The sequence below is a fragment of the Bacteroides salyersiae WAL 10018 = DSM 18765 = JCM 12988 genome (assembly GCF_000381365.1).
Classification (GTDB): domain Bacteria; phylum Bacteroidota; class Bacteroidia; order Bacteroidales; family Bacteroidaceae; genus Bacteroides; species Bacteroides salyersiae.
In genome coordinates this window covers 1,115,278-1,139,877 of sequence record NZ_KB905467.1, presented here as the reverse complement: position 1 = coordinate 1,139,877, position 24,600 = coordinate 1,115,278, and the positions used below count along the sequence as shown (strand labels likewise).

Genomic DNA, 24,600 nt, shown 5'->3' with positions numbered 1-24,600 from the left:
TCCAAAAACATAAAAAAATGAAAATAGCAATTGTAGGAACTGGATATGTCGGACTAGTTACAGGGACTTGTTTTGCAGAAATAGGTGTGGATGTAACATGTGTTGATACCAATATAAAAAAAATAAAAGCTCTTGAAGAGGGAGTGATTCCTATTTATGAGCCTGGATTGGAAGAGATGGTACTCCGCAATACAAAATCAGGACGCCTGAAATTTACAACTTCTTTAGAAAGTTGTCTTAATGATGTGGAAGTTATCTTTAGCGCAGTTGGTACTCCTCCTGATGAAGATGGAAGTGCCGATCTTAGTTATGTACTTGCCGTAGCACGTACTATCGGACAAAACATGAACAAATACAAATTAGTGGTCACCAAAAGTACCGTACCCGTTGGAACAGCACAAAAAGTACGTAATGTTATCCAGAAAGAATTAGACCAAAGAGGAGTAACAATAGAATTTGATGTTGCTTCCAATCCGGAATTCTTAAAAGAGGGAAATGCCATTAGTGATTTTATGAGTCCGGATCGTGTAGTAGTAGGAGTGGAGTCTGAACGTGCTAAAAAAATTATGTCTAAACTATACAAACCATTCTTGCTAAATAATTTCCGTGTCATTTTTATGGATATCCCTTCGGCAGAAATGACTAAATATGCAGCTAATTCAATGTTAGCTACCCGTATCAGCTTTATGAATGACATAGCCAATCTATGTGAACTTGTCGGGGCAGATGTAAATATGGTACGCAGTGGTATTGGTTCAGATACTCGAATCGGACGTAAGTTCCTTTATCCGGGAATAGGATATGGAGGCTCTTGTTTTCCAAAAGATGTCAAGGCTTTGATAAAGACAGCAGAACAAAACGGATATGACATGCGCGTATTACGTGCTGTAGAAGAGGTCAATGAAATACAAAAAAGTGCTTTATTTGAAAAGCTTTTGAAATTATTCAATAATAAGTTAAAGGATAAAACGATAGCAATTTGGGGACTCGCTTTCAAACCCGAAACTGATGATATGCGTGAAGCACCCGCATTGGTCCTCATAGACAAGTTAAGACAGGCCGGTTGTAAAATTCGGGTATATGATCCGGCAGCTATGGAAGAATGTAAAAGAAGAATCGGAGACAGTGTATATTATGCACACGACATGTATGATGCCGTACTTGATACCGATGTTTTGATGTTAGTCACCGAATGGAAAGAATTTCGTTTACCATCATGGCCAGTTATTAAAAAAACAATGACGCAACCTATTGTTTTGGATGGTCGTAACATTTATGATAAAAAAGAAATGGAAGAGCAAGGATTCATATACCGTTGTATTGGGAAATGAAAAGATAATTGCTTAATTTTGCACAAAATTAAATAGATGATTAAGTTTATAACGACATCGTTATTGACGATTTTGTTGATAGCGTGCAATAATACTAAAAAGCAAAACTCTTTAGAGCAATCAGAAAATGTCAAAGCCAAAGAATTGATGCAGGGAATCTGGATCGATGATGAGAGTGACATTCCTTTACTGTTTATCAAAGGTGATACAATTTATTATGCAAATTCGCAAAGTACTCCTGTATACTTCAAAATAATAAAAGATACCCTATATACTTTTGGCAATGAATTGGCACGTTATCAAATTGATAAACAAACGGAATACAGTTTTTCATTTCATTCTCTGGCAGATAACATCGTAAAACTTCATAAATCGGAAGATCCGAACGATTCATTGGCATTTTCTGGAAAGCCAGTGGAGATCATTCCGATTTATACAGAAGTCACCCAAAAAGATAGCGTAGTTTTTTATAACGGAATCCGTTATAGAGCATATGTATACATCAACCCTTCTAAAATAAAGGTAATAAAAACAACCTACTCTGAAGAGGGCATCAGTATGGATAATATCTATTATGACAACATCATGCACATATGCATATATGAAGGTAGAAAATGTTTATTCTCAAGTGATATAACCAAACAAATGCTTGAAAATGTAATTTCCACCGACTTCCTACAACAATCCATCTTATCCGAGATGAATTTCAAAAATGTCGATCGTAAAGGTTTTCATTATCAAGCTACAGTTTGTATACCGGAAAGTTCCGTATGCAACATTGCAGACCTATCGGTTTCTTTTGACGGAAAATTAACAATTTATACAGCTAAATAAAAAAGGGTTATTTTCTACTTTTTGATCGATGATCTCCACCTGATCTCTTTCCTCCTCCTTTACGAAAATTTCGTGACCGATTGCCATTCCCTGTCCCAGTATTACGCGGCTTATACGCCGGTGCTTCGCCCAATTCCGATGGTACTGGGATCTTATATATATCTTTTTCCAGGAAATTTTCAATATGCTTAAAATTAGTCTGCTCCTTTTCGTTTACAAATGTAATTGCTACACCGTCATTATTGGCACGGGCGGTACGTCCGATACGATGCACATAGTCTTCACTATCATGAGGAACATCAAAGTTTATCACCAGACGAATATCATCAATATCAATCCCCCTGGACACAATATCAGTTGCTACCAAAATATTGATTCTACCCGACTTAAATTCATGCATGATAAACTCTCTTTGGGCCTGTTCAAGGTCCGAGTGCATCTCCCCAACATTTAACTTCATCATTTTAAGAGCTTTTGCAACCTCTTTCACTTTGATTTTAGAAGATGCGAAAATGATTACACGTTCTGGAACTTCCTCCGCAAAAAGGCTACGAACAATACCCAATTTCTGATTTTCATAACATACATATGCTGCCTGAACAATCTTTTCTGCCGGCTTGGATACAGCTAACTTCACTTCTACCGGATTATTCAAAATCGTTTTCGCAAGCTGTTGGATTTTGGCAGGCATAGTCGCCGAAAACATAATAGTCTGTCGCTCTTTAGGCAGATACTTCACAATTTGCATAATATCTTCATAGAATCCCATGTCAAGCATGCGATCAGCTTCATCCAAAATAAAATAAGATACTTTAGACAAATCCACATATCCCAAACTGAGATGAGCTATCAATCGTCCCGGAGTTGCAATCACAACATCAGCTCCAAGGCTAAGTCCTTTTTTCTGCTGTTCAAATAGCACTCCATCATTTCCTCCATACACAGCCACACTGGATACCGGCATAAAATAAGAAAAACCTTCCATCTGCTGATCAATCTGCTGCGCTAATTCCCGGGTAGGGGACATAACAATACAATTGATGGCATCTTCCGGATGTCCACCCTCAGAAAGTTTGTTCAATACCGGGAGTAAAAAAGCAGCCGTCTTACCGGTACCTGTTTGAGCAACTGCAATCAAGTCCTTACCATCAAGGATAACAGGTATCGTTTGCTCTTGCACTGGTGTACACTCATCAAATCTCATTGCATCAAGTGCTTCAAGTACGCGGTCATTTAGTTTTAATTCGGAAAACTTCATTTTATGCTAATTATACAAATTACTAATATCAAATTATTGAGAGATTCTACATATTCAAATACGAATCTTTAAAACCAAGGAAATAAAGCACCCCATCCAATCCGATCGTATTAATAGACTGCTCGGCATTGGCCACTACTTTAGGCTTTGCATGAAATGCAATACCCAACCCGGCGATACCTAACATCGGCAAATCATTAGCTCCATCACCAACGGCAATAGTCTGTGCTATATCTACTTTTTCAACCTGTGCTATTAAACGAAGAAGCTCAGCTTTCCGTTTTCCATCCACTACATCACCTAAATAACGACCGGTCAGTTTACCGTCTATGATTTCCAATTCATTGGCATATACATAGTCTATACCATATTTCTGCTGCAAATATTTTCCAAAATAAGTAAAGCCACCACTAAGAATAGCAATTTTATAACCATATTTTTTCAAAACATACATCAGCCGGTCTACGCCTTCCGTTATAGGCAGATTCTCCGCAATTTCCTGCATCACCGATTCATCCAAGCCTTTGAGCAAAGCAACACGCTCACGAAAACTCTCGATAAAATCAATTTCACCACGCATAGCCCGTTCTGTTATCTTCTTCACTTGATCACCCACTCCGGCACGTATTGCCAATTCATCAATAACCTCGGTTTCAATCAGCGTAGAATCCATATCAAAACAGATCAACCTACGCATCCGTCGATACATATTGTCAAGTTGAAAAGAAAAATCCATCTCGAGTTCGCTGGCCAGTTTCATCAGTTGTTCCTGCATCACAATACGGTCTTTAGGCGTACCACGAACAGAAAACTCGATACAAGCACGTGTACGCGACTCACATTCGTTTAAAGGAATACGACCTGTCAAACGCTTAATCGCATCAATATTCATTCCCTGTTCTGCAAGAATACGGGTAGTTGCAGCAATCTGTCGAGCAGAAAGCTTACGGCCTAATAAGGTAAGAATATAACGATTCTTTCCTTGCATTTTCACCCAACTTTCATATTCCTCTGTTGAAATAGGATAAAAACGAATAGTTACTCCTAAAGACGAAGCTTTGAAAAGTAACTCTTTCATAATGAATCCGGAATTTTGTTCTTCAGTCATACAAAGTATGCCTAACGAAAGAGTATTATGAATATCCGCTTGCCCGATGTCCAAAATTGTAGCATCATATTTTGCCAATATTTCCGTCACAGAAGCCGTCAGCCCAGGACGATCTTCACCGGTAATACGGATAAGAATGAGTTCAGTATTTGACAGTTGCATAAAAAGTTCATTTAATCCTGCAAAAATAGGGAAAAAAGCCGGTTTCTATGCTAAAGAACATAAAAAAATACACCTGAAAAGTAAGAAATCTGCTTGTTTATTTGGAAGTTAATTTAATAAATACCTACCTTTGCGCCCGGTTTCTAAATCAAAGGCATTGACAATCAACGGATTCCTCTCCATTGAAGCCTGGATAAAGATAATGTTTCGGGAAGAAACCACTGTTTAAGGACAGTCCCGAATAGTATTAACCAAAACCGAATTACATGAGACATGTAAAATGGATTTTTGTTGTATTACTAATTTGTTCCTTGACCGCTTTCGTTGAAAAAGATAAACCAACAGGAGGCTTAAGCGTGGGAGATGTAGCCCCGGATTTTCGAATCGAATCTACATCAGGGGAGCAATACCCTCTTAAACTGGCCGATTTCAAAGGCCGTTATGTATTGCTTAGTTTTTGGGCAAGTTACGATGCACAGTCACGGATGCAAAACGTTAGTTTAAATAACGCACTCCGGTCTGATGCCCCAAATGTGAAAATGGTTTCTATATCATTTGATGAATACCGATCGGTATTCGAGGAAACTATTCGTAAGGACCAAATAGTTACGCCCACCTGTTTCGTGGAAACTAAAGGCGAAGATTCCGGCTTATTTAAAAAATACCGTTTGAACCGGGGTTTCACTAACTATTTATTGGATGGAAATGGTGTTATCATAGCCAAAAACATCTCTGCTGCAGAACTTTCTGCCCGCGTAAAAGAATTAGGATAAAATCTACATTATTAAAACGCAGGGAGGAAGGGGAATTTTCCGGATATATCAAAAGGGCCGGAAACAGACAAAAGAGGAAATGAATACAACAAAAAGAGTCCCGCTAACTTTTAATAGTAAGCGGGACTTTTTCTTTACCTCACCCGGTAAGAGTTTTCTGATTCTATTTGGGTGCTTTCTTATATAAATAGAATGCGATAAACGCATATAGTATATTGGGTATCCAGACAGCAACGACAGGAGGCACATTGCCATTCACCGCAAATGTAGAAGTAATAGTCTGGAAAAGAATATATGAAAAACTCAATGCCAATCCAATTCCCAGATGAAGTCCCATTCCTCCTTTCGTTTTCTTTGACGAAAGCGATAGTCCAATCACGGTAAGAATAAATGAAGCGAAAGACATCGCAATGCGTTTATGATATTCAATCTCAAACTCTTTGATATTAGCAAACCCACGCCGACGCTGCTTATCAATATATTCGCTCAATTGAGGGCTGGTAAGCATTTCCTGCTGATTCTTCATAATAAGAAAGTCCGTCGGATCCATATTGATGATAGTATCGAGCCTGTCTCCCTTGATAATATTCTCCTTTAATCCATCCAACTCACGTATCATGTAGTCATGAATCGTCCATTTATTCACAGTAGTCGTATCATAAACAATCCGACGAGCCGTTAGGTGAGATACCAACTTTTTATCAACAAACTTGTCAAGAGAGAATCGATTACCGGTTTTATTATAATCTTGATACCGATCGATATAAGCAATTACACCACTATCCACTTCAAGTTGTACATTCGTTGCGCTCCCTTTCTTCTTAGATTTAACATATCTATCCTCAAAATTCAAACGAGTCACACTACCTTTCGGAATAACGTAGGACCCTAACATAAAAGTGGCAACAGCAATAACCGCTGCAGAAATCATATAAGGGCGCATCAAACGTTTAAAGCTCATTCCCGTAGAGAACATAGCAATAATTTCCGAGTTCTCCGCTAATTTTGATGTAAAGAAAATGACAGCAATAAACACAAACAACGGACTGAACAAATTCGCAAAATAGGGAATAAAGTTCATGTAATAATCAAAAACGATCGCTGACCACGGAGCTTCACGTTCCATAAACTTATCCATCTTCTCATTGAAATCGAACACCACAGCGATGGAGATGATCAATGCAATGGCAAACACGTACGTCCCCAAGAATTTCTTGATGATATACCAGTCCAGCAGTTTGATAAATCGATTGCTTTTCATTTAATTTATAATCTTGTTGACACTCTTTTTACCATCATTGGCTTCCAAGTAGAAAAATCTCCTGCAATAATGTGTTTGCGCGCTTCACCTACCAGCCAAAGATAAAAAGCCAGATTATGAATAGAAGCAATCTGCATAGCCAGCAACTCCTGTGCATGAAACAGATGGCGTAAATACGCTTTACTATACAAGGTATCTACACAAGAAGCACCATCGGCTTCAATAGGGGAGAAGTCCGTCTCCCATTTTTTATTACGCATATTCATAATGCCGTCTTTCGTGAACAACATTCCGTTACGCCCGTTACGTGTAGGCATCACACAATCAAACATATCGACTCCTCGCTCAATACCTTCGAGAATATTAACCGGTGTACCGACTCCCATTAAATAACGTGGCTTGTCTTTCGGCAGAATATCATTCACTACCTCGATCATTTCATACATCTTATCTACCGGTTCACCCACAGCCAAACCACCAATTGCATTTCCGTCTGCATTCTTGGAAGCAACAAACTCCGCTGATTGTTTTCTCAGATCAGTATATACACATCCCTGCACAATTGGAAAAAGAGATTGGTTATAACCATATTTGGGCTCTGTTTCATTGAATCGCTGAATGCATCTATCAAGCCAGCGATGTGTCAGTCCTAATGACTTTTTGGCATATGCATAATCAGAGTCTCCCGGAGGACATTCATCAAATGCCATCATAATATCCGCACCAATCGTACGCTCAATATCCATCACCTTTTCAGGAGTGAAAATATGTTTACTACCATCGATGTGCGAACGGAATTCGGCACCTTCTTCACGCAATTTGCGAATACCGGCTAATGAGAAAACCTGAAATCCACCGCTATCGGTCAGCATCGGACGATCAAACCCATTGAATTTATGCAATCCGCCGGCTCTTTCAATGACATCCAATCCCGGGCGCAAATAGAGATGATAAGTATTACCTAATATGATCTGTGCCTGAATATCCTCTTTCAACTCCGTCAAATGTACTCCTTTCACTGTACCAAGAGTACCCACAGGCATAAATATAGGAGTTTGTATCTGCCCGTGGTCCGTTGTAATCAAACCTGCACGGGCATTACTTTTTGCGTCTGTATATTGTAATTCAAATGTCATTCCTGGCTGGCTTTCTTTACAGATAAATCAATAGCATCAGTTACTTTCTCATCAGTCAATGCGATAGTAAATACTTCTTTCACATCAGTAACATAGTGGAAAGTCAAGCCTTTCAAATAAATATCCTGAATTTCATCTATGTTTTTCTTATTTTCAGCACTCATAATAATCTCCTTAATTCCTGCACGCTTGGCAGCAAGGATTTTTTCTTTAATTCCACCTACAGGAAGCACTTTCCCACGAAGAGTTATCTCTCCGGTCATTGCCAGATTAGCCTTCACCTTACGTTGCGTCAAAGCCGAAGCCAACGAGGTAGCCATTGTTATACCCGCCGAAGGGCCATCTTTCGGAATAGCACCTTCCGGAACATGAATATGTATGTTCCAATTGTCGAATATTTCTTCATCCAAGTTCAACAATGAAGCATGCGCTTTAATATACTCCAGTGCCAACATTGCAGATTCTTTCATCACATCACCCAGATTACCCGTCAACGTCAAACGACCACCTTTACCACGGCTTAAACTGGTCTCGACAAACAGAATTTCGCCCCCAACAGCAGTCCATGCCAAACCTGTCACAACACCTGCATAATCATTTCCCTGGTATTTATCACGTGTATATTCAGGCGCTCCAAGAAAATCATATAAATCGGCCGGTTTAATTTCCGTTTTTGCAAAATAACCATCAGTAGCATACTGGCGTGCTGATTTACGCAAGATCTTACCTATCTTCTTCTCCAGCTCACGCACACCGCTTTCGCGAGTATATGATTCAATAATGGCTTCCAAAGTATCCTTCGGAATCTTAATATCCGTCTTCTTCATTCCATTTGCTTCCAATTCTTTTGGAACCAAATGCTTACGGGCAATCTCAACTTTCTCCTCCGTGATATAGCCGCTAACTTCAATCAACTCCATACGATCCAACAACGGCCCGGGAATTGTATTCAGATTATTAGCCGTAGCAATAAACATCACTCTTGACAAATCATAATCCACATCCAAAAAATTATCATGAAATGCAGTATTTTGTTCCGGATCAAGCACTTCCAATAAAGCAGATGACGGATCCCCCTGGCGGTCTGCACTGACTTTATCAATCTCATCCAAGATAAACACAGGATTCGAAGAACCGGCTTTTACCAGGCTTTTGATGATTCGTCCCGGCATAGCACCGATGTAGGTTTTACGATGTCCACGAATTTCGGCTTCATCGTGCACTCCACCCAAAGACATACGAATATATTTCCGCTTCAAAGCAGCAGCAATCGATTTTCCCAAAGAAGTTTTGCCGACTCCCGGAGGGCCATATAAACAGATAATAGGTGACTTCATATCGCCCTTCAACTTAAGGACAGCCAAATGCTCAAGAATACGTTCTTTTACTTTTTCCAAACCATAATGATCTTTATTCAAGGTCTTCTCGGCATTCTTCAGATTCAAATTATCTGTCGTATAAATCCCCCAAGGCAAACTAAGCATTGTCTGCAAATAATTCAACTGCACACTATAATCAGGAGATTGCGGATGAGAACGTTCCAGTTTAGCCAGTTCTTTCAAGAAAATCGCCTGTATTTCCTCACCCCATTTCATCCTATACGACTTATTTCGCATTTCTTCTATTTCCTGTTCCTGACCACTGCCACCCAATTCGTCTTGAATGGTCTTGATCTGTTGTTGCAAGAAATATTCACGCTGCTGTTGATCAATATCTTCACGGGCACGCATCTGAATAGATGCTTTAATTTCAGCCAACTGTACCTCCCTATTCAATATTTCCAGCAAACGGTATGTACGTTCTCTTAGAGAATCGTAACGTAACAACTCTATTTTTTCATCCTTCTTCAAAGGTAGGTTCGTACAAATAAAATCTACCAAGAACATATGATTATTAATATTCTTAATAGCAAATGCAGAATCTTGATGTAAGGAATCCGAAGACTTTATATATCTTATAGTCAGATCTTTGCAAGTTTCTACCAAAGCTTGAAATTCCTTATCTGTTTTATCCGGGATTTCTTCGTCTTTAATTTCGACCTGCCCTTTCAAATACGGATAAACTTCTGTAATATTCTTCAATTCCAACCGTTTCAGTCCCTGCAAAATCACAGTGGTAGTCTGATCCGGCATTTCCAGAATACGTACAATTTTACCAATGGTACCAATGGTATGTAAATCTTCAAATTGCGGTTCGTCTATTTGGGCAGCTTTCTGACAGATTACTGCTATATTCATACCTTTCTTTTCAGCCTCACGTATCAATCTCAACGAGGATTTTCTACCTACAGAAACAGGCATAAATACTCCGGGAAACAGCACCATATTACGAAGGGGGAGGACCGGAAGAGTATCACCTGATTTAGTTTTCACATCGAACATCTGTTCTTCATTCCCTTCAAAATCGGCAATCAGTGAAAAGGCATTATCATCTGAATCTTCCATAAAATATTTTTCTTTCATCATTTCTTTTAAATTAGTTTATGTCATTTATATGGGCATAAATTGTTTGCAAAGGTAAACGATTATTCATTAATAATAAAGCCCATGTACGATAAAAACACAAAAACAATGCCAAATAATAACAGTTATCCAACGTTGTCTCATAAAAATTATTTATTTTTGGCAAATCTCACAATACATACTAAAATGGCGAATTCATATTTTCAATTCAAACAATTTACCGTATGGCATGACAAATGTGCTATGAAAGTAGGAACAGATGGGGTACTTTTAGGAGCGTGGCCTCATGTTGATGGCGCACAAAGAATACTTGATATCGGAACCGGCACCGGTTTAGTTGCCTTAATGCTTGCCCAACGCAGCAAAGCTTTTATCGTTGCATTGGAAATAGATTGCTCCGCCGTCAGACAGGCCATAGAAAATGTGTCACATTCTCCATGGCAGGATAGGATAGAAGTAGTAGAAGCCGATTTCAAACATTATACTTCTACCGCACAGTTTGATGTCATTGTTTCCAACCCTCCCTATTTTACAGACTCTCTAAAATGCCCTAACCAACAACGAAATACTGCACGGCATGACAATGAGCTTACTTACAAAGAATTATTAGAAGGAGTATCGCAACTTCTTTCAGCAGATGGTGCATTCACCGTCATTGTTCCTGCCGATGTTTCAGATAGAGTTAAAGAAATAGCCCTCAATTATTCCTTATATCCCTATAAACAACTGAATATAATAACAAAACCAGGACTTTCCCCCAAACGTAGTCTGATAACCTTTAATTTTCAAGACCAAAAGTGTCAAATAGAAAACATGATAATTGAACTGACCCGACACGAATATAGCCGGGAATATATTGACCTGACAAAAGAATACTATCTGAAAATGTAATAACAAAAAAACAGCTACATGAATTCATGTAACTGTTTTTTATATTGTCGGGGTAGCGGGATTCGAACCCACGACCCCCTGCTCCCAAAGCAGGTGCGCTAACCGGACTGCGCTACACCCCGAAAACTTTTCAGATCGAACTTCTTTTTTACTGTCGGGGTAGCGGGATTCGAACCCACGACCCCCTGCTCCCAAAGCAGGTGCGCTAACCGGACTGCGCTACACCCCGAATAAAATAACGTGGTGTTCTATCGAAAAGCGGTGCAAAGATAGAGAGTATTTTTAAATTAACAATACTCAAACTTAATATTTTTACCATTTATTTTTCAACATATTGGTCTTCATCTACTTATCTAATCATTTTTTATTCAAAGAAAAAAATATTATTAACAATGAGAATGAACCAAACCACCCTACCAAATGTATTATTAATATAATAAATATAAAACAAGACTATGTTTATACAATTTCTAAATCTTCTCGCTACTATCATTAGTGTGATAAGTCTGCTCATCGTAACCTACGGGGCCTTAATCGCATTTATTGCATTTATAATTAATGAATTGAAAAGATTCACCGGAAAATACACCTCAATCAATATCCGGAGACTACGGGCTACTTTCGGGACTTACCTACTCTTAGGTCTTGAATTTCTCATCGCTTCGGATATTTTGAAAACCGTATTGGAACCGACTCTCAACGAACTTGCCATTTTAGGAGGAATCGTTGTACTACGCACAGTATTATCTGTATTCCTAAATAAAGAAATTAAAGAATTAGAAGCAGAAAACGAAGAATCCGGTGAACCATAAAAGAACTCGTTCTGTTTACAGAAGCATTAACTTAAACCCAAAAGATATGGATACAAAGAAAAAAGTTTCCTCTAAAAAAGGAAAAGTGCAATTGAAGATTGAAAGTAAGAAACAAGAGGTATTGCCTGGACAACAAATAGCAGTATACAGTAAAGTCACCAAAAAAGAGGTTCAGGAAGTAGTTAAGGAACTAAATCCCGATCTAAACAGCCTCGGAAGCAGAGGATAATTACAGGAAAAGTAAAACAAAATGATCCCAACCAAGAAAAAAACAAACACATTTCTTGATTGGGATTAACATAATTCACTATTACTCCATCATAATAAAAAACTAAAAACATCAATAATATAAAGTTCATACGATAATCCGAAAGCAAAGTACCCAATAAAAAAAATCAAAAAATATGGTACGTATATTTAAAATATATAATTGAAGTTAATTGTCATATTGACAAGTACAAGAAAAGTGTCTTTTGAAATCCGACCGACCAGGATAATTTTACAGAAGGTAACCCCTATTAGATAAAGCATTATATATCAAATGCATAAATGAATATTTTTCTAAGAAAACGAATAACTATTCCTCGCGGGAAAACATTAATATTAAGACTGTGTTAAAATGCATTCTTTACATGCAAGAATACGTATTCTTACACTTAAGAAATTAATAGTTTGTCCGGACAGAAAGCAATACTTGAAAAAGACAATTAACAATGTTAAAAAAAAGAGAGGCATTCTGATATTGAACACCTCTCTTCTTCATATTTCTTAAATGATAGGATTTTTAGAGAATTTCCAGTTGCTTGAAGCATTTCACCAACTTATCTACCGCAGAATCTATCTGTTCTTTCGTATGCGTAGCCATCAACGCAACACGCACCAATGTATCTTGAGGTGCACATGCCGGCGGAATAACCGGATTAATAAACACCCCTTCATCAAATGCCAACTTGGTAACCATGAAAGTCTTGTCTGTATCGCGTACATAAAGCGGTATGATAGGAGATTCCGTAGCACCAATCTCAAAACCGGCTTCACGGAAACGTTTCAATGCATAATTCGTAGCTTCCCACAACGCTTCAAGTCTTTCCGGTTCATTCTGGATAATATGAAGAGCTTCTAAAGCAGAAGCCGTAGCAGCCGGAGTATTGGAAGCACTGAAAATATAAGTACGTGCAGTATGGCGCAACCAGTTAATGATCGACTCGTCAGCCGCAATAAAACCGCCGATAGAAGCCAACGATTTACTGAAAGTACCCATAATCAGGTCGATTTCGTCTGTCAGACCGAAATGGTCGCAAACGCCGCGTCCCTGTTTTCCGAATACACCCAATCCATGAGCTTCGTCCACCATGATAGTAGCATTATATTTATGTTTCAAACGCACTATTTCGGGCAAATTAGCTAAATCACCTTCCATAGAGAATACACCATCCACGATAATCAGCTTTACAGAATCCGGATTACACTTTTGAAGCTGTTTCTCCAGATCGGCCATATCATTGTGTTTGTACTTCAAATTCTGAGAGAATGATAAACGACGTCCGTCTACGATAGAAGCGTGGTCGCGGTCATCACAAATAATATAATCATTACGATCAGTCAAACAAGCTATTACACCAGAATTCACTGTGAATCCGGTAGAAAAACAAAGGGCATCTTCTTTACCGACAAAAGCAGCCAATTCCTTCTCCAACTTCACATGCAAGTCGAGCGTACCATTCAGGAAGCGTGAACCGGCACAACCGGAACCGTATTTTTTCATAGCTTTAATACCAGCTTCAATAACTCTTTCGTCTCCGGTAAGGCCGGTATATGCGTTTGAGCCGAACATCAGAACTTTGTGTCCGCCCATATTCACCTCTGTACCTTGTTTCCCTTCTATCTCACGAAAATAGGGGTATACGCCCATTGCCATATACTGTTGTGGCAAGTCGTATTTAGCTAACTTCTCTTGTAATAATCCCATGAATTGTTATTTATTATTCGCTTATTGGTTACTGATAGACAACAGTCCAAATCCTTTTTATCCTTAATAACTGTTTAAAACAGGGGGCAAAGATAACAAAATTTGTTTTCAGCTGTTCTTTTTAGTAGAAAAAATATGCTCTTTATGCTTTTGGAGAGATGAGGAGACTTAAAATTTAGAAATTTATATTACTTTTGTCGATCACAATCGATAAAAATATAGCATGAACGAAAACATGAAGAAATTAATATTCATCGTCAATCCGATTTCAGGCACACAGAGTAAGGAGCTTATTCTTAATCTATTAGACGAAAAAATAGATAAGGAGAAGTATACTTGGGATGTGGTGTATACAAAAAGAGCCGGTCATGCCATAGAGATTGCTGCCCAAGCTGCGGAAATGAAAACCGATGTAGTGGTAGCTATCGGTGGTGACGGAACGATCAACGAGATAGGACGCTCGCTGGTACATACGGAAACAGCACTCGGCATCATCCCATGCGGATCGGGCAACGGACTTGCAAGACATCTGCATATCCCGATGGAGCCTAAAAAGGCATTGGAGATAATCAACGACGGGATATGCGACATTATAGATTATGGTAAGATCAACGGTACAGATTTTTTTTGTACTTGCGGAGTAGGATTCGACGCTTTCGTCAGTCTGAAATTTGCCAATGCCGGAAAACGCGGATTATTGACCTATCTGGAAAAAACATTGCAGGAGAGTCTGACTTATCAACCCGAAACTTACGAACTGGAAACCGAAGACGGTACCTATAAATATAAGGCATTTCTCATTGCATGCGGGAATGCGTCACAATATGGCAACAACGCCTATATAGCACCACAAGCCACCCTGACAGACGGTCTTCTGGATGTTACCATTCTTGAACCGTTCACCGTTCTGGACGTACCGTCGCTCGCCTTCCAACTGTTCAATAAAACCATCGATCAAAATAGCCGTATCAAAACTTTCCGTTGTAAAAACTTGCGCATTCATCGTTCCAAACCGGGAGTCATTCATTTTGACGGTGATCCGATGCAGGCTGATGAGAATGTAAACATCAAAATTATACAAAAAGGGTTACGGGTTATCGTGCCCAAAACAACCGTGGAAAAAGACAATGCAAATGTATTGCAGAGGGCACAGGAATACGTAAACGGCATTAGAATGATCAACGAAGCTATTGTAGACAACATTACCCACAAAAATCAGAAAATTATTAAGAAATTAACCCGAAAGGATTAAGAATTTGTGTACTTTTGCAAAATTGTAAAATAGTAAATCGTCTAATTGTAAATTAAGGATATGTTTAGAACACACACGTGTGGAGAACTTAGAATCTCTGATGTAAACAAGCAAGTAACGCTGTCCGGATGGGTACAGCGCAGCCGTAAAATGGGAGGTATGACTTTTATTGATCTCCGCGATCGCTACGGCATCACTCAATTGGTTTTCAACGAAGAAGTAAACGCCGAACTATGTGAACAAGCTAACAAACTGGGACGCGAATTCGTTATCCAGATAACCGGAGTTGTAAACGAACGTTTCAGCAAAAACTCAAATATTCCTACGGGAGATATCGAAATCATCGTATCGGAACTGAATATTCTAAATGCAGCCGTAACTCCTCCTTTTACGATTGAAGATAATACGGACGGGGGAGATGACATCCGTATGAAATACCGTTATCTCGATCTGCGTCGTAATGCCGTTCGTTCCAATTTGGAATTGCGCCATAAAATGACGATAGAGGTACGTAAATATCTGGATGAACAAGGATTTATCGAAGTAGAAACTCCGGTATTGGTAGGTTCTACTCCCGAAGGCGCCCGCGATTTTGTAGTTCCCTCACGTATGAATCCGGGACAGTTTTATGCTTTGCCCCAATCTCCGCAGACTTTAAAGCAACTGTTAATGGTGGCCGGCTTCGACCGTTATTTCCAGATTGCAAAATGTTTCCGTGACGAAGACCTTCGCGCCGACCGTCAACCGGAATTTACCCAAATAGACTGCGAGATGAGCTTCGTTGAACAAGAAGACATTATCGCTACATTCGAAGGCATGGCAAAACATCTGTTCAAAACACTTCGTGGAGTGGAACTGACAGAGCCGTTTATACGCATGCCTTGGAGCGATGCCATGAAATATTACGGCAGTGACAAACCGGACCTGCGTTTCGGAATGAAATTCGTAGAATTGATGGATATCATGAAAGGTCACGGCTTTTCCGTATTCGACAATGCGACCTATATCGGCGGTATTTGTGCCGAAGGTGCTGCAAGTTATACCCGTAAGCAATTGGATGCATTGACGGAATTCGTAAAAAGACCGCAAATCGGTGCCAAAGGAATGGTATATGCACGTGTAGAAGCCGATGGTACGGTAAAATCGAGTGTTGACAAATTCTATACACAAGAGGTGCTTCAGCAGATGAAAGAAGCTTTTGGAGCTAAACCGGGCGATTTGATTTTGATACTGTCCGGCGATGATACCATGAAGACCCGGAAACAACTTTGTGAACTGCGTCTTGAAATGGGTAAGCAGTTGGGATTGCGTGATAAGAACAAGTTTGCTTGTCTTTGGGTAATAGATTTCCCGATGTTTGAATGGAGTGAAGAAGAAGGCCGTCTGATGGCGATGCACCATCCGTTTACGCATCCGAAAGACGAAGATATCCATCTGTTGGATACCGATCCGGCTGCTGTTCGCGCAGATGCTTATGATATGGTTGTCAATGGTGTGGAAGTAGGAGGCGGGTCAATCCGTATCCACGACGCACAACTACAGGCAAAGATGTTCGAAATCTTGGGCTTTACCCCCGAAAAGGCACAAGAACAGTTTGGCTTCCTGATGAATGCATTCAAATTCGGCGCTCCTCCTCACGGCGGTTTGGCTTACGGTCTCGACCGTTGGGTATCGCTCTTTGCAGGTCTGGATTCAATCCGCGATTGTATTGCATTCCCGAAAAACAATTCCGGTCGTGATGTGATGTTGGATGCTCCGGCAGCACTCGATCCGTCACAACTTGATGAACTGAATCTGATCGTAGATATCAAGGAATAAGTGAAAGAGTCTGTACGCATCTTTCGTTTTGCCGTAATAGGTACGCTCAATGCTTTGATTACAGCATTCATCATTTGGCTGATGATGAAGAAGTTGTCGTACGATTACATTCCTGCCAATATCACTGCGTATATTATAGCCCAAATACACAATTTTATTTGGTGCAAATATTGGATATTTCCTACCGAAAGCAGAAAGAACAGCCTTTGGAAACAGATGCTGTTCTTTGGTATGGCTTTCGGTATAGCATATAGTGCGCAGTTCCTATTTCTTATTTCATTGGTAGAAGCAGGGGATGTAAATGAGTACTTAGCCCAATTCTTAGGTTTATTTATCTATGGAACAGTCAATTTTATAACAAACAAAAAAATTACTTTTCGATAGTCATTCACTACAGAGAATATACAGAGGGCACAGAATTTTAGTTGTACAGCAACCAAAAATCTGTGCCCTCTGTGTATATATACTGTGAAACGAAAGATCAGTCCAGGAACCGTTTTGTCAGTCCGCCATATTCGTCTATTCTTCTGTCGCGCAAGAACGGCCACCAACGGCGCACATTTTCCGAACGCTCCATATCAACTTCTACAACTATATTCTCTGTACGGTCATTGGAAGCTTGCGCCAGCAATTCTCCTTGAGGACCGGCAACAAAGCTGTTTCCCCAAAAAAGGATTCCATCCGTACGCATCGAAGGATCAGGTTCATGCCCCACACGGTTAACAGAAATAACCGGAATGCCGTTTGCTACGGCATGAGCACGTTGAGAGATAATCCATGCATTGAGCTGGCGGATCTTCTCATCATCGGCGTCCGAACTTTCCCAACCGATGGCGGTAGGATAAATCAGCAATTCCGCTCCTTTCAAGGCCATGAGTCGGGCTGCTTCCGGATACCACTGGTCCCAGCATACAAGCACGCCAAGTTTACCCAAAGAGGTTTGGACAGGTTCGAAGCCGATATCTCCGGGAGTAAAATAAAACTTCTCATAATAGGCCGGATCATCGGGGATATGCATCTTCCGGTATTTTCCGGCTATACTGCCATCACTGTCGAAAACGACCGCCGTATTATGATACAATCCCGGAGCACGTTTTTCAAATAAAGAAGTTACCAAAACGACCCCGTTAGCGGCAGCCAACTCCGAATAAAATCCGGTAGAAGGGCCGGGAATAGATTCCGCTAAATCAAAAACAAGGGTATTTTCCGTTTGGCAAAAATAAAGGGAGTTGTGCAACTCTTGCAACACAATCAGCTGTGCACCACGTGCAGCACACGCTTCTATGCTCTTAGCTAAATTCATCAGATTCGTTCTGATGTCCGAAGTATTGGCTTGCTGAATCAAACCGACTTGTATCTTTCTCATCTATATCAATATATTTACGATTGAACAATCAAAGCTATTTACGATTGGACAATTTACGATTTACGATTGAAGTTACTATTTTAGGACGCCGAGGGGGTATTGCATGGTGACGCAATGCAAGGAACCGTGTTGCTTAATCAAAGGGCGACAGTCGATGCCTACCATCTGATATCCGGGAAAAACCTCCTGCAAAACCTCACAAGCACGCCTGTCATTCTCCGGTTGATTATAAGTAGGATAGAGGATAGTCCCATTCAGTATCAAGAAATTAGCATATGTGGCAGGTAACCGTTCTCCCTCTTCCACTATTTTATCGGCCATTGGCAAAGCTAACAGACGATAAGGTTCACCGTTCAATGTACGAAATGAATGAAGCTGCTCTTCCATAGCCTGCAAAGCTTCATAATGCTCATCCGTTTCATCTTCACATTGCACATAGACAATGGTATCGGCGGGGCAAAACCGTGCCAATGTATCGATATGGCTATCCGTATCGTCACCGGCCAGATATCCGTCATCCAACCATAATATTTGCCGAACTTGAAAAACACTTTTCAGATACTCTTCAATTTCCACTTTATTTTTTTGTCCGTTACGGTTGGGAGACAACAGGCATTCGGAGGTAGTAAGCAAAGTTCCCATACCGTCACTCTCGATAGATCCCCCTTCGAGCACAAAACCGAGACGATTGACATAACGCCCTTTCAGAATTCCATTTTCAACAGCATGACGAGTAATCTGATTATCAAGATGGGAAGCAAACTTCAATCCCCATCCGTTAAAAGTGAAATCGAGTAGGGAAGGCCCGTCTGCATCCATCATGGTAATGGCTCCGTGATCACGCGCCCATGTATCATTCGTTCCGCATTCCAGAAAACGGACATTCTCCATATTCACAATAGCGGCAATCTGCTTTTTCACCTCTTCCGGTTCAGGGGTGACAATCAATAACAACTCTCTTTCCGCTATCTCCCGGGCTATATCGATAAAACACTTCTGCACTTCCTCCAACATATATGCCCAATCCGTCTCTGCATGAGGCCAAGTTAATTGTACTCCGCTTTGAGGATACCACTCAGCAGGAAGAAAAGGCTTCCGCACCTCCATCTGCTGATCAGCTACCTTGCCAAAATTCAATTGTAAATCTTTCTCCGAACCTCCTGTACGGGGAAGTCCTACTAAAATTCCCATCTGCCTGATTTATTTTTTTTAATTTATGAAATCTATTGTTTGGGCTTACGGTCAAAGAACGGATTCTTGGAAGAAGCACTGACAGGTATGGCATACACCTGTTTACAGCCTTTCAACCAGTCAAGCCGTTGTGCCGCCAATCCCGCAGAGAACATCACACGTGTATCTACACGCATATCGGCTGCTGTGGCACAGGCAGAACCGATAGCAATGCCGACATCGACACTGTTGATAGCACAAGGCACTCCTTCTGCACGACCGGCACAAGTGGCATATCCGCAATGTCCGCAGTTCAAACCCTGAGCCTGTTCATGCGTACCTATCAGCACAATGCCCTCTGCACTCAATATGTTATCGGCATCCCGAAGAAAAAATTTCATACCATGTTCTTCTACCATTGCAACCATCTTATCGGAAAGTACTTTTACATCATCCCCTGTAACCAAAGCAACTTCTATTATATCCACTCCCTTTCCTTTCGGAGCCGTACGGGCTGCTGTCATCATCTGACGTGCCACATCAAGCACATGTTCATGACGAATATCTCGTTCGTTCTGTATCATAATCTCTTTTTTAAAATTCACTAAGCAAAGATAAAGATAAAAATGTAACGGAAAAAAGAATTAATTCTTTATCTAACAGAGAATCCCCTTTACTGTTTGCTTATAATGCAAAGAGTATAGCCAATCCAAGATAAATTAACCTGAGTTCGACATAACTTTTGTCTCGTGTGATTAAGAAGAAGCTATACAGCATAATTCTTATGACGAATCAGAATTAAATGAAAACATAAAAAAACGCAGATTTACACAAAGAGCAAAATCACATTTGCGATCATTTGTGTAAATCTACGCTTTTTATCAGTATATACGCAGACGGTAGGGGTTATTTAAAATAACTATCCATCCACACCAAACGCTCCTGATACCATTTACTGATTTGTGCCAAAGAGGTGTAGCAACTGCTGTTAGACGGTATTGCCGGCCATCTCTTAAAGTCTTTCTCGTAGGCTTCCTGTGATATTTGCGACATAAAATCCGAGAAACGTCCGATTACATTATTGTAGCTCAACGCATTCGTCTTAAGATAATTCCAACGTGCAACAATTTCCGGTTGGAAAGCCGCATAAAACATATTCCAAAAGCGTTTGCCGCTCTCGCCGGGCTCGGGAGAGTTCAGTACGCTTCCCGAACTGGACAACAGCTTACTCCCGTTCCAATACAATCCCAATATCGTATCCATATCATACCACTGGAAATACCAGATACTTCCATCCCACGTGCACATCGATAGATTTTTATCGACATCATCGTCGGCATAAAATGCCTCCAGAATAATATAATAATCCATCATTGCATCTTTATTGAAATAATTGTTGAATCCGCTTTTGAAAGCACTCGCATTATTTTTCACTGAATTGAACCAATCCAACGGGCGGGAAATCTTTTTTACGATATCTGCCGGAATATCACCGGCTCCACTGACTCCGTCGATTTTAGGATTCTTCATCTCCCAGTTACTTGATACAAATGCATAGAAATTGTTATGCTCTTCCGCTTTCAGCAAAATATGATTGTAATTCGACTTTGTCATACAGTAATTATCACGATGTACCTTCAAATTCCAGGTATAAAGACCATAATACTCATCGTTAATATACAGCTCTATGGGAAACCCGTCAATATGTCCTTTAGCTCCGTTATCCAGTATATTACCTTTTACATTATCTCCCCAACCCGAACGCCACGGACGTTGCTTCTCAAACGGCAGTGTATAGGCAACATCGTCTACAACACGCCCCATACAAACGTTTCTTGCCTGCGTAGCATCTATATAATTGGCCTTTAAATGATAAGAATCCATCGGTATCCAGTCTCCAAATTTTATTTTTCGGTCGAGATCGATAGAGAAATTCTTTTTAGGATATGACATCGAAGAAGAACCCTGATAGGTTATCTCTATTTCCGACTTAAAACCGTAACCGTTGCCACCATTATAAGTCAGCTTGGCAGTAACGGGATAATCTTTTGTCACGTTATTCAGATTCACGTCGATATTAACCTGTCCCAAACCTTCCGGAGGAAGAATAGAAGTGTATTTTTTATCTTTCAGTTCCTGATACTCCGAAAATGAGGCAGTAGCATCCTGCAAATCACTTAGAGACGTTTCGTTTGCTTCTAATTGTTTCTTAAGATCGATGATGCAGTTTACCAGACTGTCATTCGTCTTTTTCAACGCACCGATCGACTTCTGAAAATCCTCGGAATTGCTGTTCAAAGCATATTCCGCATATTTTGCATAAGGCACGCTGCCCAATTCCGTGGCACTGACCTCTTCGTAGCCGTTCCCTCTATCGAGTTTGATCTTAATCGATTGGTTTTGAGCGCTCCAGTCGATCTTTTCAAATGTACCGAAAACACGGCTTCCGTTACCAATAACCATATTTATATATCCCGTGGCCGATGTAGTGAGCTGGTGGGTTTCCTTATATGCCACCTGATTGTCCGACATAATTGTAACCTGTAACGTCACGCTCTGTTCTTTTATAACCATCCCTGAAGCGTCCCGCAAAACGGCTTGATAATTAAATCCTTTCTGAGGATCGATTGCAAACATATTCAGGCTGATGAAAAAGCTGATCAATAAGAAAATGTGTTTCATAGTTTTATGATTTTTTTTATTACTACTGTTTTACCGTTGATATCGGTTAATTTTACACTGTAAATACCGGAAGTTAAAGAAGATACATTATACGTAGAAGGAGACTTCAGTATATTGAACTGTCTTGCCAATACTCCATTGAGTGAATAGATACTGATAGAAGCCATAGAAGCAGACGGAGGGATGGAGATATTCAAATAATCGCCGACCGGAGAAGGCCATATCACGGTTTTCTCCTGCCACTCATCAGTCTCCAACCCCACAGACGAGCTTAGATCGATATAAGACAAGATTCCCTGAACGATCATACAGTCATCTGTTTGATAATAACCTCCGACAACTTCCCCTATAACCCAAGACGCCGCAGGAGACTCCCTCCCGGCAGGTGCAACAAGCTGTTGTGCATAGACCGAAGAAGCATACAGGCAACCTAAAATACCTAATAGAGGTATGCAAATGTGTTTCATAATAAAAAGATTTAATTGTTATGGTAGTAATACATATGAATAGTAGAAACACCCCATACCGATTAATCTTATTTAACTGTTTATCGATAATTACTTACCGTATTTGCACAAATGTGCCCCGTATGGCTAACATTTTTTCTCCGTCTTTCTGATAAATTCTTCGTGAAGATTCACAAATAAAGTATAAAGAAGCGCCATATTTTTCCTACCTTTGCCGAAAAGACTGATTATTAAGACATAAATGCTACAAATAAATAACGCATGTATTGCTTTCGGAGAAGACGTGCTTTTTTCCGGCTTTTGCATGCAAGTACGCAGAGGCGAGACGGCTTGCATTGCGGGAGAGTCGGGTAAGGGAAAAACATCGCTTCTTAACGCCATTATGGGATTTGTACCGTTACGTGAAGGAACAATCACCGTAGGCGATTTGGAATTAAATAAGAGTACCATTGACATCATTCGCCGCCAGACAGCCTGGATTCCCCAAGAACTGGCACTGCCCGTTGAATGGGTAAAGGAGATGGTGCGGCTTCCGTTTGAACTGAAAGCTAACAAAAACAATCCTTTCTCGAAGAAAATGCTGTTCGACTGCTTTGCAGAATTGGGATTGGATGAAGAACTGTATAACAAGCGGGTAGGGGAAGTATCCGGCGGGCAACGGCAACGCATTATGATAGCCGTGGCCGCCCTATTAAAAAAGCCGCTGATTATAGTAGACGAACCCACCTCGGCGCTCGATTCCGAATCTGCAGATAAAGTATTGGCTTTTTTATGCAGACAAGCCGAACAAGGAGCTGCTGTTTTAGCCGTATCCCATAGCAAAGCCTTCGCCCACGGCTGTAATCAGATAATCACATTATAAAATCAGATAATCACAATTATTAAAGGGATGTAATCTCAATCGTCTAACCGTCAACCGTTCAATCGTAAATATTTTCATGGGAACAATAGATATATCTTACCTTAGCCTGCTTACCGGCTTGCTTCTGCTGATCATACCGGTGTTTTATTTGTGGAAATTCAAAACCGGTCTGTTAAAAGCCACCCTTATCGGCACGGCACGCATGATCGTACAGCTTTTCCTGATCGGGATGTATCTGAAATACTTATTCCTGTGGAATAACCCGTGGATAAACTTTCTGTGGGTAATCATTATGATATTCGTAGCCGGACAAACGGCCCTTTCGCGTACCGGATTAAAACGGAAAATACTGTTGATTCCCATCAGTGTGGGCTTTCTATGTAGTGTGGTTCTGGTAGGAATGTACTTTATCGGTATAGTACTTCAACTGGACAATGTATTCAGCGCCCAATACTTCATTCCTATTTTCGGCATTCTGATGGGAAACATGCTTTCGAGCAATGTCATCGCCTTGAACACCTATTACAGCGGTCTGAAACGGGAAGAGCAACTCTATTGCTATCTGCTCGGCAACGGAGCGACACGTCAGGAAGCACAAGCTCCTTTCATCCGGCAGGCGATCATAAAAGCTTTCAGCCCTCTGATAGCCAATATCGCCGTAATGGGATTGGTGGCATTACCGGGCACAATGATCGGACAGATATTGGGAGGCAGTAGCCCGAATGTGGCCATCAAATATCAAATGATGATTATGGTGATTACATTCACCGCTTCCATGCTATCACTGATGATCACCATCTCACTTGCATCGCGTAAATCATTCGATGCATATGGCAGGCTGTTACAGGTTATGGTAGAAAAAAAGGAGAAGCCTCTCCCCAACCCTCTCCGTAGGAGAGGGAGCTAAGTTAGCTTTGTAACTAATCAATAAACAAAAGCCTCTCCCCAACCCTCTCCGTGGGAGAGGGAGCTAAGTTAGCTTTGTA

At 40.4% G+C, this 24,600-nt stretch carries 22 protein-coding genes and 2 tRNA genes; 11 read left to right on the top strand and 13 right to left on the bottom strand.

Annotation, left to right across the window (positions count from 1 at the left end; all coding sequences use genetic code 11):
• Positions 1 to 17 precede the first annotated feature (17 nt).
• The gene (locus tag HMPREF1532_RS16060; protein WP_005931801.1) at positions 18 to 1,331 is read left to right on the top strand and encodes a UDP-glucose dehydrogenase family protein; all 1,314 of its coding nucleotides are present in this window, start codon (positions 18 to 20) and stop codon (positions 1,329 to 1,331) included.
• Between the two features lie 36 nt (positions 1,332 to 1,367).
• Positions 1,368 to 2,165, top strand: a complete 798-nt coding sequence (locus HMPREF1532_RS16055; RefSeq protein WP_005931798.1) for a DUF4738 domain-containing protein — start codon at positions 1,368 to 1,370, stop codon at positions 2,163 to 2,165.
• Positions 2,166 to 2,172: 7 nt separating this feature from the next.
• Here the strand turns inward: HMPREF1532_RS16055 and HMPREF1532_RS16050 are convergent, their stop codons facing one another.
• Together HMPREF1532_RS16050 and serB are read right to left on the bottom strand one after the other, a co-directional pair.
• Positions 2,173 to 3,423 carry a DEAD/DEAH box helicase gene (locus tag HMPREF1532_RS16050; protein ID WP_005931795.1) on the bottom strand — a complete coding sequence of 417 codons (1,251 nt, stop codon included), beginning with the start codon at positions 3,421 to 3,423 and terminating at the stop codon, positions 2,173 to 2,175.
• Positions 3,424 to 3,469: 46 nt separating this feature from the next.
• The gene (gene serB, locus HMPREF1532_RS16045; RefSeq protein ID WP_005931792.1) at positions 3,470 to 4,693 is read right to left on the bottom strand and encodes a phosphoserine phosphatase SerB; all 1,224 of its coding nucleotides are present in this window, start codon (positions 4,691 to 4,693) and stop codon (positions 3,470 to 3,472) included.
• A gap of 266 nt (positions 4,694 to 4,959) precedes the next feature.
• Here serB and HMPREF1532_RS16040 point away from each other — a divergent pair, with 266 nt between their 5' ends.
• Positions 4,960 to 5,466: a TlpA family protein disulfide reductase gene (locus HMPREF1532_RS16040; RefSeq protein WP_005931788.1), complete on the top strand. Its 507-nt coding sequence runs from the start codon at positions 4,960 to 4,962 to the stop codon at positions 5,464 to 5,466.
• 163 nt (positions 5,467 to 5,629) lie between these two features.
• On the opposite strand, the gene HMPREF1532_RS16035 is transcribed toward HMPREF1532_RS16040, so the two are convergent.
• The 3 genes from HMPREF1532_RS16035 to lon are packed head-to-tail and all read right to left on the bottom strand — an operon-like array spanning position 5,630 to position 10,325.
• Positions 5,630 to 6,727, bottom strand: coding sequence for an LptF/LptG family permease (locus tag HMPREF1532_RS16035; RefSeq protein WP_005931785.1), 1,098 nt, complete (start codon positions 6,725 to 6,727; stop codon positions 5,630 to 5,632).
• 5 nt (positions 6,728 to 6,732) lie between these two features.
• Positions 6,733 to 7,863, bottom strand: coding sequence for a tRNA guanosine(34) transglycosylase Tgt (tgt, locus tag HMPREF1532_RS16030; protein ID WP_005931782.1), 1,131 nt, complete (start codon positions 7,861 to 7,863; stop codon positions 6,733 to 6,735).
• Positions 7,860 to 10,325 carry an endopeptidase La gene (gene lon / locus HMPREF1532_RS16025; RefSeq protein ID WP_044097555.1) on the bottom strand — a complete coding sequence of 822 codons (2,466 nt, stop codon included), beginning with the start codon at positions 10,323 to 10,325 and terminating at the stop codon, positions 7,860 to 7,862. The genes tgt and lon overlap by 4 nt, the downstream gene beginning before the upstream one ends.
• Positions 10,326 to 10,511: 186 nt before the next feature.
• Here lon and HMPREF1532_RS16020 point away from each other — a divergent pair, with 186 nt between their 5' ends.
• Positions 10,512 to 11,216 carry a tRNA1(Val) (adenine(37)-N6)-methyltransferase gene (locus HMPREF1532_RS16020; protein ID WP_044097553.1) on the top strand — a complete coding sequence of 235 codons (705 nt, stop codon included), beginning with the start codon at positions 10,512 to 10,514 and terminating at the stop codon, positions 11,214 to 11,216.
• Between the two features lie 47 nt (positions 11,217 to 11,263).
• On the opposite strand, the gene HMPREF1532_RS16015 is transcribed toward HMPREF1532_RS16020, so the two are convergent.
• Together HMPREF1532_RS16015 and HMPREF1532_RS16010 are read right to left on the bottom strand one after the other, a co-directional pair.
• A tRNA-Pro gene (locus HMPREF1532_RS16015) sits at positions 11,264 to 11,338 on the bottom strand.
• 32 nt (positions 11,339 to 11,370) lie between these two features.
• A tRNA-Pro gene (locus HMPREF1532_RS16010) sits at positions 11,371 to 11,445 on the bottom strand.
• 226 nt (positions 11,446 to 11,671) lie between these two features.
• On the opposite strand from HMPREF1532_RS16010, the gene HMPREF1532_RS16005 reads away from it, so the two are divergent.
• Both HMPREF1532_RS16005 and HMPREF1532_RS16000 read left to right on the top strand, forming a co-directional pair.
• Positions 11,672 to 12,028, top strand: coding sequence for a DUF1622 domain-containing protein (locus HMPREF1532_RS16005; RefSeq protein ID WP_005931772.1), 357 nt, complete (start codon positions 11,672 to 11,674; stop codon positions 12,026 to 12,028).
• Positions 12,029 to 12,074: 46 nt separating this feature from the next.
• Positions 12,075 to 12,257, top strand: coding sequence for a hypothetical protein (locus tag HMPREF1532_RS16000; protein ID WP_005931768.1), 183 nt, complete (start codon positions 12,075 to 12,077; stop codon positions 12,255 to 12,257).
• A 555-nt stretch (positions 12,258 to 12,812) separates the two neighbouring features.
• On the opposite strand, the gene spt is transcribed toward HMPREF1532_RS16000, so the two are convergent.
• A complete protein-coding gene (gene spt / locus HMPREF1532_RS15995; RefSeq protein WP_005931766.1) occupies positions 12,813 to 13,997 on the bottom strand; it encodes a serine palmitoyltransferase in 1,185 nt (394 codons plus the stop codon).
• A 223-nt stretch (positions 13,998 to 14,220) separates the two neighbouring features.
• Here spt and HMPREF1532_RS15990 point away from each other — a divergent pair, with 223 nt between their 5' ends.
• Genes HMPREF1532_RS15990 through HMPREF1532_RS15980 form a run of 3 tightly spaced genes read left to right on the top strand, consistent with a single transcriptional unit; the run spans position 14,221 to position 17,451 of the window.
• Entirely contained in the window at positions 14,221 to 15,249 is a 1,029-nt protein-coding gene (locus HMPREF1532_RS15990; protein WP_005931762.1) for a diacylglycerol/lipid kinase family protein, read from the top strand.
• Positions 15,250 to 15,309: 60 nt separating this feature from the next.
• Complete coding sequence (gene aspS, locus HMPREF1532_RS15985; RefSeq protein WP_005931759.1) at positions 15,310 to 17,067, top strand: aspartate--tRNA ligase; 1,758 nt, start codon at positions 15,310 to 15,312, stop codon at positions 17,065 to 17,067.
• Complete coding sequence (locus HMPREF1532_RS15980; RefSeq protein ID WP_025819058.1) at positions 17,068 to 17,451, top strand: GtrA family protein; 384 nt, start codon at positions 17,068 to 17,070, stop codon at positions 17,449 to 17,451.
• A 97-nt stretch (positions 17,452 to 17,548) separates the two neighbouring features.
• Here the strand turns inward: HMPREF1532_RS15980 and HMPREF1532_RS15975 are convergent, their stop codons facing one another.
• From HMPREF1532_RS15975 to HMPREF1532_RS15955, 5 genes are all read right to left on the bottom strand, one after another.
• Positions 17,549 to 18,433, bottom strand: a complete 885-nt coding sequence (locus tag HMPREF1532_RS15975; protein WP_005931757.1) for a carbon-nitrogen hydrolase — start codon at positions 18,431 to 18,433, stop codon at positions 17,549 to 17,551.
• A gap of 75 nt (positions 18,434 to 18,508) precedes the next feature.
• Positions 18,509 to 19,624, bottom strand: coding sequence for an agmatine deiminase family protein (locus tag HMPREF1532_RS15970; RefSeq protein ID WP_005931753.1), 1,116 nt, complete (start codon positions 19,622 to 19,624; stop codon positions 18,509 to 18,511).
• 32 nt (positions 19,625 to 19,656) lie between these two features.
• Complete coding sequence (locus HMPREF1532_RS15965; protein WP_005931750.1) at positions 19,657 to 20,187, bottom strand: ferredoxin domain-containing protein; 531 nt, start codon at positions 20,185 to 20,187, stop codon at positions 19,657 to 19,659.
• 322 nt (positions 20,188 to 20,509) lie between these two features.
• Complete coding sequence (locus HMPREF1532_RS15960) at positions 20,510 to 22,285, bottom strand: CotH kinase family protein (RefSeq protein ID WP_005931748.1); 1,776 nt, start codon at positions 22,283 to 22,285, stop codon at positions 20,510 to 20,512.
• The gene (locus HMPREF1532_RS15955) at positions 22,282 to 22,752 is read right to left on the bottom strand and encodes a T9SS type A sorting domain-containing protein (protein WP_005931745.1); all 471 of its coding nucleotides are present in this window, start codon (positions 22,750 to 22,752) and stop codon (positions 22,282 to 22,284) included. Before HMPREF1532_RS15955 ends, HMPREF1532_RS15960 begins: the two co-directional genes overlap by 4 nt.
• 241 nt (positions 22,753 to 22,993) lie before the next feature.
• Between HMPREF1532_RS15955 and HMPREF1532_RS15950 the strand changes: the two genes are divergently transcribed.
• On the top strand, positions 22,994 to 23,614 hold the full coding sequence (locus tag HMPREF1532_RS15950; RefSeq protein WP_005931742.1) for an ABC transporter ATP-binding protein: 621 nt from the start codon (positions 22,994 to 22,996) through the stop codon (positions 23,612 to 23,614).
• A gap of 76 nt (positions 23,615 to 23,690) precedes the next feature.
• Positions 23,691 to 24,521, top strand: a complete 831-nt coding sequence (locus tag HMPREF1532_RS15945) for an ABC transporter permease (RefSeq protein WP_005931739.1) — start codon at positions 23,691 to 23,693, stop codon at positions 24,519 to 24,521.
• The last annotated feature ends 79 nt before the right edge of the window (positions 24,522 to 24,600 follow it).

Coding starts and splice junctions, on each gene's coding strand:
- HMPREF1532_RS16060 (WP_005931801.1), top strand. CDS start 18: ATGAAAATAGCAATTGTAGGAACTGGATATGTCGGACTAGTTACAGGG.
- HMPREF1532_RS16055 (WP_005931798.1), top strand. CDS start 1,368: ATGATTAAGTTTATAACGACATCGTTATTGACGATTTTGTTGATAGCG.
- HMPREF1532_RS16050 (WP_005931795.1), bottom strand. CDS start 3,423: ATGAAGTTTTCCGAATTAAAACTAAATGACCGCGTACTTGAAGCACTT.
- serB (WP_005931792.1), bottom strand. CDS start 4,693: ATGCAACTGTCAAATACTGAACTCATTCTTATCCGTATTACCGGTGAA.
- HMPREF1532_RS16040 (WP_005931788.1), top strand. CDS start 4,960: ATGAGACATGTAAAATGGATTTTTGTTGTATTACTAATTTGTTCCTTG.
- HMPREF1532_RS16035 (WP_005931785.1), bottom strand. CDS start 6,727: ATGAAAAGCAATCGATTTATCAAACTGCTGGACTGGTATATCATCAAG.
- tgt (WP_005931782.1), bottom strand. CDS start 7,863: ATGACATTTGAATTACAATATACAGACGCAAAAAGTAATGCCCGTGCA.
- lon (WP_044097555.1), bottom strand. CDS start 10,325: ATGAAAGAAAAATATTTTATGGAAGATTCAGATGATAATGCCTTTTCA.
- HMPREF1532_RS16020 (WP_044097553.1), top strand. CDS start 10,512: ATGGCGAATTCATATTTTCAATTCAAACAATTTACCGTATGGCATGAC.
- HMPREF1532_RS16005 (WP_005931772.1), top strand. CDS start 11,672: ATGTTTATACAATTTCTAAATCTTCTCGCTACTATCATTAGTGTGATA.
- HMPREF1532_RS16000 (WP_005931768.1), top strand. CDS start 12,075: ATGGATACAAAGAAAAAAGTTTCCTCTAAAAAAGGAAAAGTGCAATTG.
- spt (WP_005931766.1), bottom strand. CDS start 13,997: ATGGGATTATTACAAGAGAAGTTAGCTAAATACGACTTGCCACAACAG.
- HMPREF1532_RS15990 (WP_005931762.1), top strand. CDS start 14,221: ATGAACGAAAACATGAAGAAATTAATATTCATCGTCAATCCGATTTCA.
- aspS (WP_005931759.1), top strand. CDS start 15,310: ATGTTTAGAACACACACGTGTGGAGAACTTAGAATCTCTGATGTAAAC.
- HMPREF1532_RS15975 (WP_005931757.1), bottom strand. CDS start 18,433: ATGAGAAAGATACAAGTCGGTTTGATTCAGCAAGCCAATACTTCGGAC.
- HMPREF1532_RS15970 (WP_005931753.1), bottom strand. CDS start 19,624: ATGGGAATTTTAGTAGGACTTCCCCGTACAGGAGGTTCGGAGAAAGAT.
- HMPREF1532_RS15965 (WP_005931750.1), bottom strand. CDS start 20,187: ATGATACAGAACGAACGAGATATTCGTCATGAACATGTGCTTGATGTG.
- HMPREF1532_RS15960 (WP_005931748.1), bottom strand. CDS start 22,285: ATGAAACACATTTTCTTATTGATCAGCTTTTTCATCAGCCTGAATATG.
- HMPREF1532_RS15955 (WP_005931745.1), bottom strand. CDS start 22,752: ATGAAACACATTTGCATACCTCTATTAGGTATTTTAGGTTGCCTGTAT.
- HMPREF1532_RS15950 (WP_005931742.1), top strand. CDS start 22,994: ATGCTACAAATAAATAACGCATGTATTGCTTTCGGAGAAGACGTGCTT.
- HMPREF1532_RS15945 (WP_005931739.1), top strand. CDS start 23,691: ATGGGAACAATAGATATATCTTACCTTAGCCTGCTTACCGGCTTGCTT.